Source organism: Chryseobacterium arthrosphaerae, from assembly GCF_001684965.1.
GTDB classification, from domain to species: Bacteria; Bacteroidota; Bacteroidia; order Flavobacteriales; family Weeksellaceae; genus Chryseobacterium; species Chryseobacterium arthrosphaerae.
On the sequence record NZ_MAYG01000001.1, the window covers coordinates 2,747,402 to 2,761,391 of the forward strand.

A 13,990-nucleotide genomic window follows, 5' to 3' on the forward strand; every position below is an offset into this window, starting at 1 on the left:
ACATCTCAACAGCATATTGCGTCTTCCATTCTTCAGTGAATATTATACTCCGGGCTATCGTTCGGGAAGACTTTCTATATCTGTAATCCATTAAAATCATCTAACATTATATATAGAGCCCGGACAGTACCTGTCCGGGCTTTTTCATTTTAAAATTATTTATCATGATCCATACATTACAAGAAAATGTTGCTATAATCCTGCCGGAAAACGGACTGGAAGAAAAATTAGCACAGGCCCAAAAAGAAAACAGAAAATTAACAATCAAGCTGGGTTTTGATCCTACGGCTCCCGATCTTCATCTGGGCCATGCCGTGGTTCTCAAAAAACTGAAACAGTTTCAGGATCTTGGCCACAAAATCATTATTGTCGTAGGAAGCTTTACGGCAAGAATCGGTGATCCTACCGGAAAAAATAAGGCAAGAAAGCCTTTAACCGCAGAGGAGGTACATCATAATGCACAGACTTACATCAATCAGCTTTCCAAAGTGCTTGACATTGAAAGTACAGAGATTGTATTCAATTCTGATTGGCTGGATGCACTTGATTTTTCAGAAGTTATTCAGCTGCTTTCAAAAGTGACTGTCGCCCAGCTGATGCACCGTAATGATTTTAATAAAAGATTTACAGAAAACACGCCTATTGCCATGCATGAACTGGTATATCCTATTCTCCAGGGGTTCGATTCTGTGAAAATTGAATGTGATATTGAAATGGGAGGTACAGACCAGCTGTTCAACTGTACAATGGGCAGGCAGCTGCAGGAAATCTATCAACTGCCAGCCCAGATCGTGATGTGCATGCCTCTGCTGAAAGGCCTTGACGGAAAAGAAAAAATGAGCAAATCTTTAAACAACATTATAGGACTCACTGATGAGCCTAATGAAATGTTTGGCAAAACAATGTCTATCCCGGATGCTCTGATTGATGAGTTTATAGATCTTACTACAGATTTTTCTGCTGAAGAAAAAAGCAGTTTACAATCAAAAATAAAGAATGGTGAAAATCCGATGAACATCAAAAAGCTGATTGCCAAAAATATCATCCGCCAATACCATGATGATGCATCGGCTGAAAATGCAGAACTGTTCTTCAATAATCAGTTTCAGAATAAAAATTTTGATGAGAAAAGTTTTGAACCTGTTCCAATCAGTACGCTGAATCATACCCAGCATACAATGACTGTTCTTGAACTTTGCCATCAGCTGAAAAATGACCTCAGCAAATCAGCTGTCCGAAGGCTCATCCAAAGCGGAGGAGTTCAGATCAATTCGGTGAAAGTCTCAGACCCCGACCAGGAAATTGAACTTTCAACAGGGATTAAAATAAAACTTGGCAGAAGAAACTTCTTTGAGCTCGTATAAAAGGATATGAAACCGGAAGAATACTATTGAGTGCTTCCGGTTTTTATTTCAGCTTTCTTTATATGCTTTTAGTCCGATTAAATCAATATCTTCGTCCCTGTAAACTAAAAATAATGGCGAAAGCTGAAATCCCTAAGCAGATCAACGAAGAGCTGTTGGGTGATCATATGAACAGGGAACTGAACGAACAGAAAATAATCCGGACTCAACCTGAGCTTGCGGAAAGCACTGTGTTTCCCCATCATACTGTGACCAATAACCATGGAGATACTGCATGGTGGCAATGCAATGAAGCCGGAAAAGAACAGGTTCAGGTCAGATTCAGGGATAAAAGGATTATTACCTGGAAACCTCCCGTAAGTACGCTGGAGCAGCCAACTTTCCGGGACTATCTGTTATACTTTCATGAAAATTATCTGATTATAAAATACAAGGATAAGCATTATCAAAGGCTGTTTATTTTCAATATCCGAACGTTACAGAACGAAGAGATCCTGATCAATGCCCTTACCATCCGGATGAAAATATTAGGGAATGAACTGTTTTTAGCAGGCTTTTACAGTGATGAAGAGTTGATAAAAATTACAATGCATCCGGATCATATTGAAAGAGAAAATATTGATGAAACTTATCTTCAGCAAAGAAATATTACATTTGATTAAGAAAAACCATAGAAAGTAAGGAAATTTCCAATATACATTCAAACTGATTCATGGGAAGACATACTTCAATTTATATGTTCAATAAAGAAAAAGCAGCAGCTCATCTTTATGAGGATCTTCAGCACAGAACTTATCACGCCGGAACATTTAAAAAGTTTATTGAAGACCGAAATAAGGAATTCAGCGATGATCATTATAATATCAGCTTTGACACAATTCTGGAAACCGTCAAAAATGATATCAACATGATTACCCCTGATGAACTGTTTGTTCTCACTTTGTTTTTTGATGAGGAAGTATATCCACAATTTTACAACGCTCCGTTAAGTGAACGTGATCAATATTTTGAAAAGCTTTATGATCATTCGGGGATTACCTTGCTTTATGAAATTCCAACAAGTACGGTTTGTTATTCATATATGTTTCAATATGCAAACTATACCCATTATTTTCCTCTTGACGAAATGAAAAGTGATGATGGCGGCACCAATATATTGTCTGAAGATTTTCTACGCTTCAATGATTATATAATTCTCCTTATGAAAAGAATCCTCGAAAATAAGCTTGATGGTTATGATTATCAGCTGACTGAAGAAGAGGAACAAATTATTGATACCATTAAAACTGAAAATCAAAGCACCCCTGTCCTGTTTGAAGTCATTGAAGAGGAATTACAATTTATTACAGAAACATCTGCTACTGATCCTAAAGGTCCATATTCACAGACAATTTGCTATGCTTATGATTTTCTCAATAAAGCCATAGAAATGAAGTTAAAAATTGATATTGAAAAAAATTCCAGAATTGTCATTGTAGATTCTTATTGATTTTTCTTCTCAACAGAAAAGGTATGGCCTGAAATTCGAATTCAAAAAAACTATGAAAGCACCCGTTACCTATCAAAAAGCTACAGAAAAAGACATCGATTACCTTCTTGACCTCAGGATAAAAACCATGGTTCCGCATTATGCCGAATCCAATCTTCCTACAGACCGGGAAACAGCTCTCCAAAGGATTCTTTATCAGTTTGACAAGGCCAGTATTATCTTTCTGGACAACCGTCCTATTGGCCTTCTGAAAGTGGACAGGACCGATACCCATATCGATATTCTGCAACTTCAGATAGATCCCGGTCAGCAAGGTAAAGGACTGGGGAAAATGATTCTGACCGATATTCTGGAAGAAGCGTCTGAACAAGGAAAAACAGCTTCTTTAAGTGTGTTGAAAACCAATAAGGCACAGCATCTCTATACCAGCTTAGGTTTTACAATTGTGGATGAGGATGAGCATTCTTATTGTATGGAATTTTCACCTTTGTAAACACAAATAATCTGACACAATTTCCAGATCAGGAAAAATAAAATCTCTCTCACTGATAAAGCGGATTGAGCAGATCTTTCACCAGAGAGGATTATGCATAAATCTGTAATATGGTAAGTTTTGGCTAAAGCCAATCGATTGGTGCTAACATATAAAAGCGGACTAAAGTCCGCTCCTATTGAATTTTATATTTTATATTGAGGGTATATCTTCCATCCTGTTTTTTCTCTATTGATTTGCCATTGTCACATAGATCAGTCTGCCGCCTTCTTCCGGGGACAGCAATATTTTTTTACCATCAGTCAGTTCTACCATGGAACCCGGAGGAATTTCCTTCTGTTCTGTAATATCTTTCATTCCCTGAAGCCCTTGGTTTACAAATACCCATTTTCCCTGGTGGAATGTAAAATATCCTACAGGCATTTTATCCTGCATCGTCAGGTTTTCATTTCGTATCACCTTTCTGGAAACATGCCATTTGAATAAATACTGATTATGATAGACCATCAGCCTGTGATTTTCGGGCTTCCATACCTCATCATCAAATTTAAAATACAGATCAAGGACCGGCAATGTTCCCTGATGAGGTGTCCCGCAAAAAGGGCACTTCGGGTTACTGGTATTATCAAAGACATACCATTTTTCTGTACATTCTGAATTACGGCAAGGCTGGATGAGGTCTACGGTTTTCAGCAAAGCAGTTTCCCATTCATTGGCAGTGGGCCGTCTGATAGGATCATGCAGTCCGTCTATAAAAGCTTTTCTGAATAATTCTGAAATATAAGGTCCCGTTACCGAATAAGAAATCTTTTGTGGATCTCCCCAGAAAGCATCCCATTTTCTCAGCTGATCTGCTTTCACCTGGTTGGAAGGGTCTTTCGGGTGTTCTATAAATAATGCTTTTTCACCCATTGAGATGATTTCATCTTTTTCAGAATCCAGGTCCCATATTTTTCCGCCCCGCAAAGGGTGTCTTCTCAGCAGATACATATAGATCAGCACAGCGAGAGCATGCAGATCTGTCTTTTGGCTGGGTAAATGTCTCCCGGGGTCCTGAATATTCAAATGCTGGGTCTTTAAAACTTCGGGAGCAATAAAATCTGCTGTCCCTATCACTTCAGGCTGGAATAATTTTGGAACCACAAGACCGTCAATATCAATGATACAGGCAGATTTTGTCACCGGATCCACCAGAATATTATTGTAGGAAAGATCCGAATGGGCCAGCCCCATCTGATGAAGCTTCTTGACTCCCCTGCTGATATTGATCGCTATCTGGAAATAGCTCAGCCAATCACCCAGTTCAGACTGATCCAACCTCAACGGATACTGAGGATTCCGGAACATAGGAGCTGTAAACCATTTCCCCACCTTATCCTGTCCCTGGATATTATCTGAACCGATATATCCTTTGGCAAAGAAGAATTTCCTGTTGTAAACGGGAACCACAATTCCTGTAAGTTTTCCTTTTTCCACAATATCATAAGGCCACCTGAAGATCTCATTCAGGAAGTATTCTGAAGCATTTCCGCTCTGTATATTTTGCAGATATGTGGAAACAATTCTCATAATACGCTCTTTCTGGCCGTGATCTAAAGGATTGCGGTAAAATGCCACTACATAATCTCTTTCAGGAGAAAAGTAGACATCTTTCACCCCACCCTGAATAGGGTTTTCATTAATGTATTCATAGGATCTGGCTGCATCCAGAACGGAAACAACCTTAACGGTATTTTTCATTGGTATTAATAGATTATGGCTAATGTACGGTCGTCATGATTTCCCCTGCTCCAGAAGTCTGCCCATAGGGAAAGCTGTACATCAATACCGGTATCGTTTATAAAGTCTACTTTGGCTGAATCATCATTGTGTCCTGCCAGATCATTAAAAAATGTTCTCCAGCTTTCTCTGTCTTCCAGCTTATTTTCTGTACTGAATTTAGGATCATATATCCCGTCAGTCATCAACACAAGATATGCAAAGTCATTTACACAGGTGATACTGAAACGGGCAGCCATCTGATCGTTAAAAATTTCCTTCATAGTAATAAAACGGGTACCGCCACTGAACTCGCCAACATCCATGCGGTTCAGAAGCTGTACTTCAGAAAAACCTGTACTGATCAGATTAACCGGACAGTCTCCTACTCCAAAACTCAGTATTATATATCCAAAGCTGAACTTTTTAACCAAAGCAAAAATAAGGGTTGCATGCAGGTCACTGATGGACAAATCATGGTCTGTCGCGGTTTTATCCAGCGCTGTATAAGTAAACAAAACACCTTCATACAGAGTTTTGATTACATTCCTGCGGGCTTCATCTTTATCTCTTGTGGAATCTTCCGGAGTGTAGATGATATTAATATTATCGTCCAATTCAGCTAAAACCTCAGAAGAATTAAAAAAGCTATTCACCGAAGCTGTGGCGACCCTTGAACCTTCCCTTGCAGCTTTAGCCGAACCTGCTCCGTCTGAAACAGAGACAATACACCAGTCTGCAGGAAGTTCATTAACGGCAAAATCATCTTCCCGGAATTTGCCTTCATGGGCATGAGAACGCCCTCTCTTAGAGGTAACGACAATTTTTTTATCCAGGAATTTTCCCTGGTATGAAATATCATCCGGTTTATAAAAAATATCATCGGGATCACCTGGAATATTTTTCCATAAATCTTTAGGATCTGCATTGACAAACAGGTCTACATTTTTAATCTCAATATTCTTTTCGTCGTCGATATGGTAAAATTCAATACCCAAATGATAGACATTACTGACCATCGGAATTCCTGATATCTTGTTGTCTTCAAAACGAAGCCCTGTTTCTTCAAGGTTAATGATCTTCCGGATCCTTATATTCGGAAAATCATCCATATCAAAACTGAATTCATAGAATTTATGGGAGTGTGCATTTTTGAACACCCAATGGATTTCTTTAAAGTCTTCTTTTTCTTTATGAACAACAGATTTCTCCATAGTTTTCTTGGCTCCGAAATAAAATCCAGGTATTTTCATAAGCAATCTGTAAGATTTTTATCCCAAGGTTCTGTTGATATCATATCCTTCACTGGAAAAGCCGTAATAATCTGATGTACCGCACCACGGGCATCTGTTGTAGCCTTCACCACCCAGACAGTGAATTCCGCCACAGGAACAGGTGGCCAATGCAATAGGATTGGCACAATGAGGGCATGAGGTCCCCCCCTGCAGTTCCTCTATGGAGATTTTAAGATTCGTCTTCTGAGAAGATGAAAGCCTGTAGTATGCCTTTTCATCGATCTTGTAAGCACCATCCAGCCTGTAATACCGGGTAGACATTCCGGGTATGCCTGACTCTGCAAATGTCTTTTTAAACTTCATCAGATAGAGCTTCTCCGTTTCCGAACACTTACCGTTCAGCACTACAAAATTATTATCCGGAAATCGCTGCTCCATTTCCGGATCTACTTTTTCCAGAATCAGAGAATCAATTTTAGAGAGATTAATTCCTTCTTTCTTGGCTTCAGTAACACTCTGACTGGTTGTTTTAATGGAATCTGTCACCCATCTGAAAAATTCTTTATAGGAGTTCTCATCAGAATTATTGAAAAGCAATACATTATCTGCTAAAGATCCCAGAAGTTTATAATTGGTATTTTCGCCTATCGATACGGCAATCGTATTTGATTTTCCGTTATACTTATTATTCCAGCGTTCAATAGCTTTGGTAGCATCATCCGTAGGCACTCCGTCCGTAAAAAGAAAGACAATAGGCTTCCAGTCTCCTTTTCTGTCATAAGTGGTTTTCACAATATCCCTGTCTATGCAATCCATCACTTTGATGAGTCCCTGAGACAATGAGGTCCCGCTTCCGATCGGGATTTTGGGAGGATAAAAACTGATGATATCCTGAAGCGGTGTAATCACCTCTGCTTCTCCTGCAAAACCAACCACAGAGATATAGACGGTTTCCAATGAATACGGATCCTTTTTTAATTCCCTGATAATATTGGCGATACCTTCCTGTACCTGCTCGATAGGATCCCCTACCATAGACTCGGAAATATCCACTAAAAAATAAATAGGCAGTCTTCTCATGGTAAAGACAATTTTTTAAATAATAATAGTAAGCTCCGATGGCGGCGGAGGAAGTGTAATATTTTCGCCCGTATTCTGTGAATGTCCTCCCTGTGTAATGGAAGAACTTACCCACCTGAAAAAAGAAGAAAGTGTAATAGCATCAGTAGTATCCAGCTTCACTACATGATCCGTCAGTTCTTTAAGAAACTGTTCGTCAGCTTTGGGTCCCGCAGCACAGCCTACAATGGCTCCAAACTCCAGTCCCCGGATCACAGGGATCATCTGTCTGTATTTCTGGATATCCGATGGTTTCCCGTCAGTAAATATAAACAGTAACGGCTGCCAGTCTCCTTTTGAATCTGCAGATTCCTTTACCAGCTCTTTCTGAACAAGCTCAGCAACCATTTCCAATGCAGCTCCTGTATGGGTAGGGCCACTGTCCGGGCAGGTGATTTCCATGGGATAGAAACTTGCCAGATCAATCAGAGGGAAAATATTTTTCACTTCCCTGTCGAAGGTAATCACACTCAAATGAAGGCTGTCCATCGCCTGAGGATCTGACCGTAACATGCTGATCAACCCGTTGAAGCCGTTATTAAGTGCCTGAATCGGTTCCCCGTTCATAGAACCTGAAGTATCCAATAAAAAATAGGCTAATAATCTTCTGGCCATATAAAGCAAATATTAGTTCTGAAGCCGGCGGAGGAAGTCGAAGACTTCCAAGCCGGCTCATATGATGTTTAATAAAAATGTAAATCTAGTTCGAATAAGCGTACTGCTGTCTCAGAATATCGATAAAATTATCGGTATTGTGCGGCTCACCTACTGCACGGAACTTCCAGTCTCCATTATGACGGTAGGCTTCTGCGAAAACCATTGCGCACATTCCGTTCATGCTTGAATCTCCTGAAAGGCTGTATCTGGTAATCTCTTTTCCTCTGGCATCTACTGCACGGATGAATGCATTTTCAATCATTCCGAAATGCTGATTATTACTTCTTCCCTGGTAGATGGTTACCAGAAATACAATTTTCTGATAGCTCTGATCCAGTTGATCCAGCTTCACAATGATCTGCTCATCGTCACCATCACCGGCTCCCGTTCTGTTATCTCCCGTAAGCCATACATTTCCGCTCGGATGCTGCATAGAATTGAAGAAAACCACATCCCCCTGATATAGTCCTATCTGTCTTCCGTCATTGGTCTGTACCGTCTTTCCGAGATTAGCCACTTTTCCGTTGCCATCCAAAAGAAAAGCAACGGCATCAAGGTCGTATTCAGCTTCTTTATTGAACAGTTTTCCAAAGAAACCACCCTGTTTTCTTACGTCCCATCCTAAGCCTATCGTTACTTTTGAAAGATCATAAACACTTTCTCCACGGTCATTCTTTCTCAAATCGATGGTCTGACCTTTCTGTAAATTAATTGCCATAGCTATTTTGTGTATTTGATGTTTTTTATTTGATAATCTGGCCTTTATAATATTTTTCAAGGAAGAATCCCAGGTCTGCTCTGTAACCGATCCCTGAAGCTTCAAATTTCCAGCTTCCGTTTCTCTTGTACAGTCTTCCGAATTCTACCCCAGTCTCAATAGAGAAATCTTCGTCAAGCTCATATTTGGCAATTTCCTGATTGGTATTGTTGTCTACCACCCGGATATATGAATTTCTTACCTGTCCGAAATTCTGTTTTCTTCTTTCAAAATCTTCAATAGTTACCACAAAAAGAATTTCCTCAACTCTTGAATCCACTTTGTCAAGGTCAATAATGATCGCTTCGTCATCATCCCCATCGCTATTCTTTCCGCTTGGATCGTCTCCCGTATGGGTAAGAGCTCCGTCCGGAGATTGAAGGTTATTATAAAAAACAAAATATTCTTCGCTTACTAATTTTCTGTCAGAATCGATCATGATAGCAGAAGCATCAAGATCAAAATCGTAGCCTGTTCCTTCATTAGGATCCCAGCCAAGCCCGATCGTCATTTTCGTCAATCCTATCTCGATCTTTTGTCCTTTCTGTAGATTAATTGCCATAGTGTTTTATATTATGAATTATTTTTTGCATTAAGATAGAAGTGATTTACGAACTGACCAAATTTATTGATGAAAAAATGCTATAGACCGCTTAATTAAAACGATTTAAGTTAAAAAACAGCCATAAAAAAGGTCCAATTAAAAAATTGAACCTTGTATTGTTAAAAATGTATTGAATTAATTTTCAAATTCTTTATCCAAAACTGCTGTATTTCTTGCTTTGGCCAGCATAGGAATAGAGATTAATCCCATGACCAGCATAATTACAATCTGCAGCGGTAAAGAAATAAAGGAGTAGGTAAGCCCCATTTCACCACCAAAATCTGCACTTTTCCCTACTGAAATAAACAGCGCCATAAAACCATACTTCATGGCAAGGTTATATGCTCCGATTCCTCCACTGGCAGGGATAATCATTCCTAATGTTCCTACTACAATAATAAAAAAACCGTCTGCAAAGGTAAATGCTGAAGTTTCAGGAAGAGCAAAACATACCAGATATGCAGCAAAGTAATAGCAAATCCAGATTCCTAATGTGTACAGGATGAATTTTCCTTTTTCTTTTAATTTAAAGATGGAAGTTATTCCCAGAAGAATTCCTTTCCCAAAGTTGACAAGTTTCTCTTTTTTATATTTATAAAGTACGCCTAACCCAATTAAAACCAATATTACAAGACCAATTTTAACGCATAAATAAAATGAATCAAAATCACTTACCCCCAACTTCATGATTTGCCTCTCAAAAAAATTAGGAACAAACTCTTCTTTTTCATCCTTTTTATCCATTACAAAATGATAGAAAGCAAGAATTGCATTAAATTTAAAAATTCCTGTTAGAAGCAAAAATCCCACCATACATATAAGATCCACTACTCTTTCCAAAATAATAGTCCCAATAGATTTGTCTACAGGTACTCTTTCTACTCCATATAAAGCGGTTGCTCTTGCTACTTCACCACTTCTTGGGATGGTAAGATTCATCAGGTAACCAAATGAGATAGACCAAAGCGCATTGGAGTTGGAAATCCTGTGCCCCATGGGTTCCAGCATCAGATTCCAGCGGATAGCCCTGAACCAGTAAGCAAGAAGACCAAACACAGACGCCAACAATACCCAGAGGTAATTGGCCTTGGCCAATGACTGTTGAATCACCTTAAAATCAAGCCCGCGTAAGGCAAGCCATAAAAAAAAGCCTGCAAAAGCAAGCGATATTACTATTGTAAGTATTGATTTTAATGGATTTTTTGATGTTTTCTCCATGAACTAGGTAAGAAGGTTTGTTTTTTCGTCCGGGAAAACGATCTTCGGCTGGAAATCTTTTGCTTCTTCAGGTGTCATCTGTGCATAGGCAATAATGATAATGATATCATCTTTCTGTACCTTTCTTGCAGCAGGGCCGTTCAGACATACTTCACCGGATTTTCTTTTTCCTTTGATAACGTAGGTATCAAAACGCTCTCCGTTGTTCACATTCACGATATAAACCCTTTCTCCCACTACCAATCCGGCAGCTTCGATAAGATCTTCATCTATCGTTATACTTCCTATATAATTAAGGTCAGAGGCCGTAACTCTCACCCTGTGGATCTTGGACTTGAAAACTTCTATTAACATGATGCAAATTTATTAATAAAAATTAATAAAACAGACCTTTACTATCATTTAAAAACTCCCACAAACACAGGGGTTTAATTTCACAAAACACAAGGAATATTAATTTTACTTATAAAGTTAACAATCATATGCTTAAAAAAATCAATACTTTATACACAATTTAGGATTTAATAAATACAGGAAATAATATTAAGTTTTTGCTAAAGTCAATAAACATAAGCATTTGGCATGATTTTAGTAACCCGTAACGTAGATTTTTCGTGAAAAACCGAATTATCATATTTTAACTGTTTTCACTGAAAAGTAAAAAAATTGTATAAGTTTTAATAAAAAAATTGCACAATTAGAAAATAGTATTATATTTGCTATAATTACGAACTAACTTTAATATTAAAAATTATGAACAAGTCTGAATTAATCGACGCAATCGCAAAAGATGCAGGTATCACTAAAGTTGCAGCAAAAGCTGCTTTAGAGTCTTTCATTGGTAACGTAACTTCTACTTTAAAGAAAAAAGACGGAAAAGTTTCTTTAGTAGGTTTCGGTACTTTCTCAGTAGCTGAGAGAGCAGCCAGACAAGGTATTAACCCTGCAACTAAGAAACCAATCAAAATTGCTGCTAAAAAAGTTGCTAAATTCAAAGCTGGAGCTGATTTATCAAATGCAGTTTCCGGTGCTAAGAAAAAATAATCATTCAGATTACAAAAATTCAAGGGCTGTTTCTAAAGAAGCAGCCTTTTTTTATTACCAATAGTAAGAGAAATTAATTCAACCGTTAAAAGATTTTAAGCAATAAGAATATTAAGTTTTGGCTAAAGCCTCTATTCATTATGCACAATAAAAATAAGCGGGCTAAAGCCCGCTTCTATTGGTGGACAGAGTTTATGTTTTGAGGCATATTAAAACCACCGTCACTAAACTCTAACTTTTAGTTTCTAAACTCTAATTTCCCCCCATTATGGCGCCAGTCTTGAAATCTTCCAGTCCAGATCTTCCAGTGTATAGATGATTCTGTCATGAAGACGGTTGGGCCTTCCCTGCCAGAATTCAATTTCGTAAGGTCTTGCCAGATAACCGCCCCAGTTGGAGGGTCTTGGAACTTCTGTATTTTCGTATTCTTTTTCCAGTTCTTTCAGTTTTTCTTCAAGAAACTCTCTGTTGGGTATCTCCTGGCTTTGGGGCGAAACTACGGCTCCCAGCTGGCTTCCCTTTGGTCTTGAATGAAAATAACCGTCACTAAGGTTTTCAGCCACTTTCTCAAGATCAGCTTTGATGATGATCTGTCTTTCCAGATTAGGCCAGAAAAAATGCAGACAGGCTTTGTGGTTATTTTCTATGGCTTTTCCCTTCCGGCTGTTGTAATTGGTATAAAAGATAAATCCTTCATGGGTGTAGGCCTTCAGAAGCACCATTCTCGTTCTCGGGCATCCATCTTCTTCCACCGTAGAAACAGCCATAGCATTGGCTTCTGAGATCACTGAGCTTTCACTTGCCTCCAAAAACCAGTCCCTGAACTGCTCAATTGGATTTTGTTTTACCTCACTTTCAATAAGTTGGGATTTCTCGTACACTTTTCTTTTGTCGTGCAGGTTTTCCATAGATATTTTTTATTAAATTTGAGTATGAATCACTCATACAAAGGTAAAATATTAATCTCGACACCTGACATTTCCGGCGATATTTTTTCCAGATCTGTAGTATTGGTTATTGAACATAATGAAAGCGGTGCATTTGGTTTGATATTGAATAAGAAGAATAGCCAGATGAGTAGTAAATTCAAAGATTTTTTTGATTTTAAAATCGAAGTATACGATGGGGGGCCTGTAGAAAACGACAAGGTGTTTTTCATCGTGAAAGGACAGAAAGTTACTGAAATCTATACAGAGATCACCGATGAATACTATCTTACAGAAGATATTGAGCGCATCATCAATGCTGTTTTGAGCAGTGAGCTTGATATTCATAATATAAAAATATTCTCAGGCTATTCAGGATGGTCTCCTAATCAGCTGGATACTGAAGTACAGAGAAAAATGTGGACCGTAGTGGATGTCTATAATTTAGACTATACGCTTCCGAATGATCAGACGCTTTGGAAATCGATCATGCAGAACCTTGGTGGCGAGTTTCTTCTTTGGGCCAATTCCCCTGAAGACATTTCACTGAACTAAAAAAACTATCTCGCTGTATAACAGACAGATAATTAACAAACTTTAAGATTTCATTAACCAATTTTAAAGAAAGTTTTTACGTTCTTTGGAAAAACAAAAACCACTGAAATGAAAGGGATACCACTACTTACTTTATCAGTCTTTTCTGCAGCATTTTTATCCTTTACTCCTGTCAATAAAAAATACATTGTCATTGATGCCGGCCACGGTGGAAATGATAAGGGAGCTACGCATGGACAGTTTGCGGAAAAAGACATTTCATTAAAGATTGCCAAAGAGATTCAGAAGATCAATGAAACTCAGGATCGATATGAAGTGGTACTGACAAGGGATACGGACATTTTTCCTACTCTTTCTGAAAGAACGGAACAGATCAATAAACTGAATCCTGAAATGGTGATTTCGCTGCATGCCAATACTTCGGCACAGGAAGAAACACCACAGAGCGGACTTGAAGTCTATGCCCAGAACTCAGAAGCATCAAAGGAACTGGCAGGAAAGATTTATAAAAAATTCAAGGCCCGTAAAATAAAGGAAGAAAGTAATTACCGTATTCTAAGAGAGACTAAAGCTCCTGCTGTTTTGGTAGAAATGGGATTTATCAACAATACCAAAGACAGAAATTATATGACCAGTGAGCAGGGTCAGAAAGAAATCGCACAGAAATTCATTGAAGTCATCAATGAATATTAAATAAAGAAACAATTTCTGATGTATTCAGAATAAAACCCGGTAAAGGACTTTTGGAACTTTGTTGTTTACCGGGTTTGT

Annotated in this window: 16 protein-coding genes; 7 read left to right on the forward strand and 9 right to left on the reverse strand. The window is 38.4% G+C overall.

The window, feature by feature from the left end:
• Positions 1-164: 164 nt before the first annotated feature.
• The 4 genes from tyrS (at position 165) to BBI00_RS12390 (ending at position 3,346) form a co-directional block, all read left to right on the forward strand.
• Positions 165-1,364, forward strand: coding sequence for a tyrosine--tRNA ligase (gene tyrS / locus BBI00_RS12375; protein WP_065399057.1), 1,200 nt, complete (start codon positions 165-167; stop codon positions 1,362-1,364).
• A gap of 113 nt (positions 1,365-1,477) precedes the next feature.
• Positions 1,478-2,026, forward strand: a complete 549-nt coding sequence (locus tag BBI00_RS12380; RefSeq protein WP_065399058.1) for a hypothetical protein — start codon at positions 1,478-1,480, stop codon at positions 2,024-2,026.
• Positions 2,027-2,076: 50 nt separating this feature from the next.
• Positions 2,077-2,853, forward strand: a complete 777-nt coding sequence (locus BBI00_RS12385) for a hypothetical protein (protein WP_065399059.1) — start codon at positions 2,077-2,079, stop codon at positions 2,851-2,853.
• Between the two features lie 52 nt (positions 2,854-2,905).
• Positions 2,906-3,346, forward strand: coding sequence for a GNAT family N-acetyltransferase (locus BBI00_RS12390; protein ID WP_065399060.1), 441 nt, complete (start codon positions 2,906-2,908; stop codon positions 3,344-3,346).
• Between the two features lie 228 nt (positions 3,347-3,574).
• Here the strand turns inward: BBI00_RS12390 and BBI00_RS12395 are convergent, their stop codons facing one another.
• From BBI00_RS12395 to panD, 8 genes are all read right to left on the reverse strand, one after another.
• Positions 3,575-5,086 (reverse strand): helix-hairpin-helix domain-containing protein, encoded by a 1,512-nt coding sequence (locus tag BBI00_RS12395; protein WP_065399061.1) that lies wholly within the window; start codon positions 5,084-5,086, stop codon positions 3,575-3,577.
• A 5-nt stretch (positions 5,087-5,091) separates the two neighbouring features.
• Positions 5,092-6,357: a PP2C family serine/threonine-protein phosphatase gene (locus BBI00_RS12400; RefSeq protein ID WP_065399062.1), complete on the reverse strand. Its 1,266-nt coding sequence runs from the start codon at positions 6,355-6,357 to the stop codon at positions 5,092-5,094.
• A gap of 18 nt (positions 6,358-6,375) precedes the next feature.
• Complete coding sequence (locus BBI00_RS12405) at positions 6,376-7,419, reverse strand: TerY-C metal binding domain-containing protein (RefSeq protein WP_065399063.1); 1,044 nt, start codon at positions 7,417-7,419, stop codon at positions 6,376-6,378.
• A 15-nt stretch (positions 7,420-7,434) separates the two neighbouring features.
• The gene (locus BBI00_RS12410; protein ID WP_065399064.1) at positions 7,435-8,073 is read right to left on the reverse strand and encodes a vWA domain-containing protein; all 639 of its coding nucleotides are present in this window, start codon (positions 8,071-8,073) and stop codon (positions 7,435-7,437) included.
• A gap of 85 nt (positions 8,074-8,158) precedes the next feature.
• The gene (locus tag BBI00_RS12415) at positions 8,159-8,833 is read right to left on the reverse strand and encodes a TerD family protein (protein WP_065399065.1); all 675 of its coding nucleotides are present in this window, start codon (positions 8,831-8,833) and stop codon (positions 8,159-8,161) included.
• Positions 8,834-8,858: 25 nt separating this feature from the next.
• Complete coding sequence (locus tag BBI00_RS12420) at positions 8,859-9,434, reverse strand: TerD family protein (RefSeq protein ID WP_065399066.1); 576 nt, start codon at positions 9,432-9,434, stop codon at positions 8,859-8,861.
• 177 nt (positions 9,435-9,611) lie between these two features.
• Positions 9,612-10,694, reverse strand: coding sequence for a lysylphosphatidylglycerol synthase transmembrane domain-containing protein (locus BBI00_RS12425; protein ID WP_065399067.1), 1,083 nt, complete (start codon positions 10,692-10,694; stop codon positions 9,612-9,614).
• Positions 10,695-10,697: 3 nt separating this feature from the next.
• A complete protein-coding gene (gene panD, locus BBI00_RS12430) occupies positions 10,698-11,048 on the reverse strand; it encodes an aspartate 1-decarboxylase (protein ID WP_002976902.1) in 351 nt (116 codons plus the stop codon).
• 399 nt (positions 11,049-11,447) lie between these two features.
• Between panD and BBI00_RS12435 the strand changes: the two genes are divergently transcribed.
• Positions 11,448-11,738, forward strand: coding sequence for an HU family DNA-binding protein (locus BBI00_RS12435; protein WP_027379880.1), 291 nt, complete (start codon positions 11,448-11,450; stop codon positions 11,736-11,738).
• Between the two features lie 266 nt (positions 11,739-12,004).
• On the opposite strand, the gene pdxH is transcribed toward BBI00_RS12435, so the two are convergent.
• On the reverse strand, positions 12,005-12,646 hold the full coding sequence (pdxH, locus tag BBI00_RS12440) for a pyridoxamine 5'-phosphate oxidase (protein ID WP_065399068.1): 642 nt from the start codon (positions 12,644-12,646) through the stop codon (positions 12,005-12,007).
• A gap of 24 nt (positions 12,647-12,670) precedes the next feature.
• Between pdxH and BBI00_RS12445 the strand changes: the two genes are divergently transcribed.
• Together BBI00_RS12445 and BBI00_RS12450 are read left to right on the forward strand one after the other, a co-directional pair.
• Positions 12,671-13,219, forward strand: coding sequence for a YqgE/AlgH family protein (locus tag BBI00_RS12445; RefSeq protein WP_065399069.1), 549 nt, complete (start codon positions 12,671-12,673; stop codon positions 13,217-13,219).
• 108 nt (positions 13,220-13,327) lie between these two features.
• Positions 13,328-13,912 carry an N-acetylmuramoyl-L-alanine amidase family protein gene (locus BBI00_RS12450; RefSeq protein WP_065399070.1) on the forward strand — a complete coding sequence of 195 codons (585 nt, stop codon included), beginning with the start codon at positions 13,328-13,330 and terminating at the stop codon, positions 13,910-13,912.
• Positions 13,913-13,990: the final 78 nt, after the last annotated feature.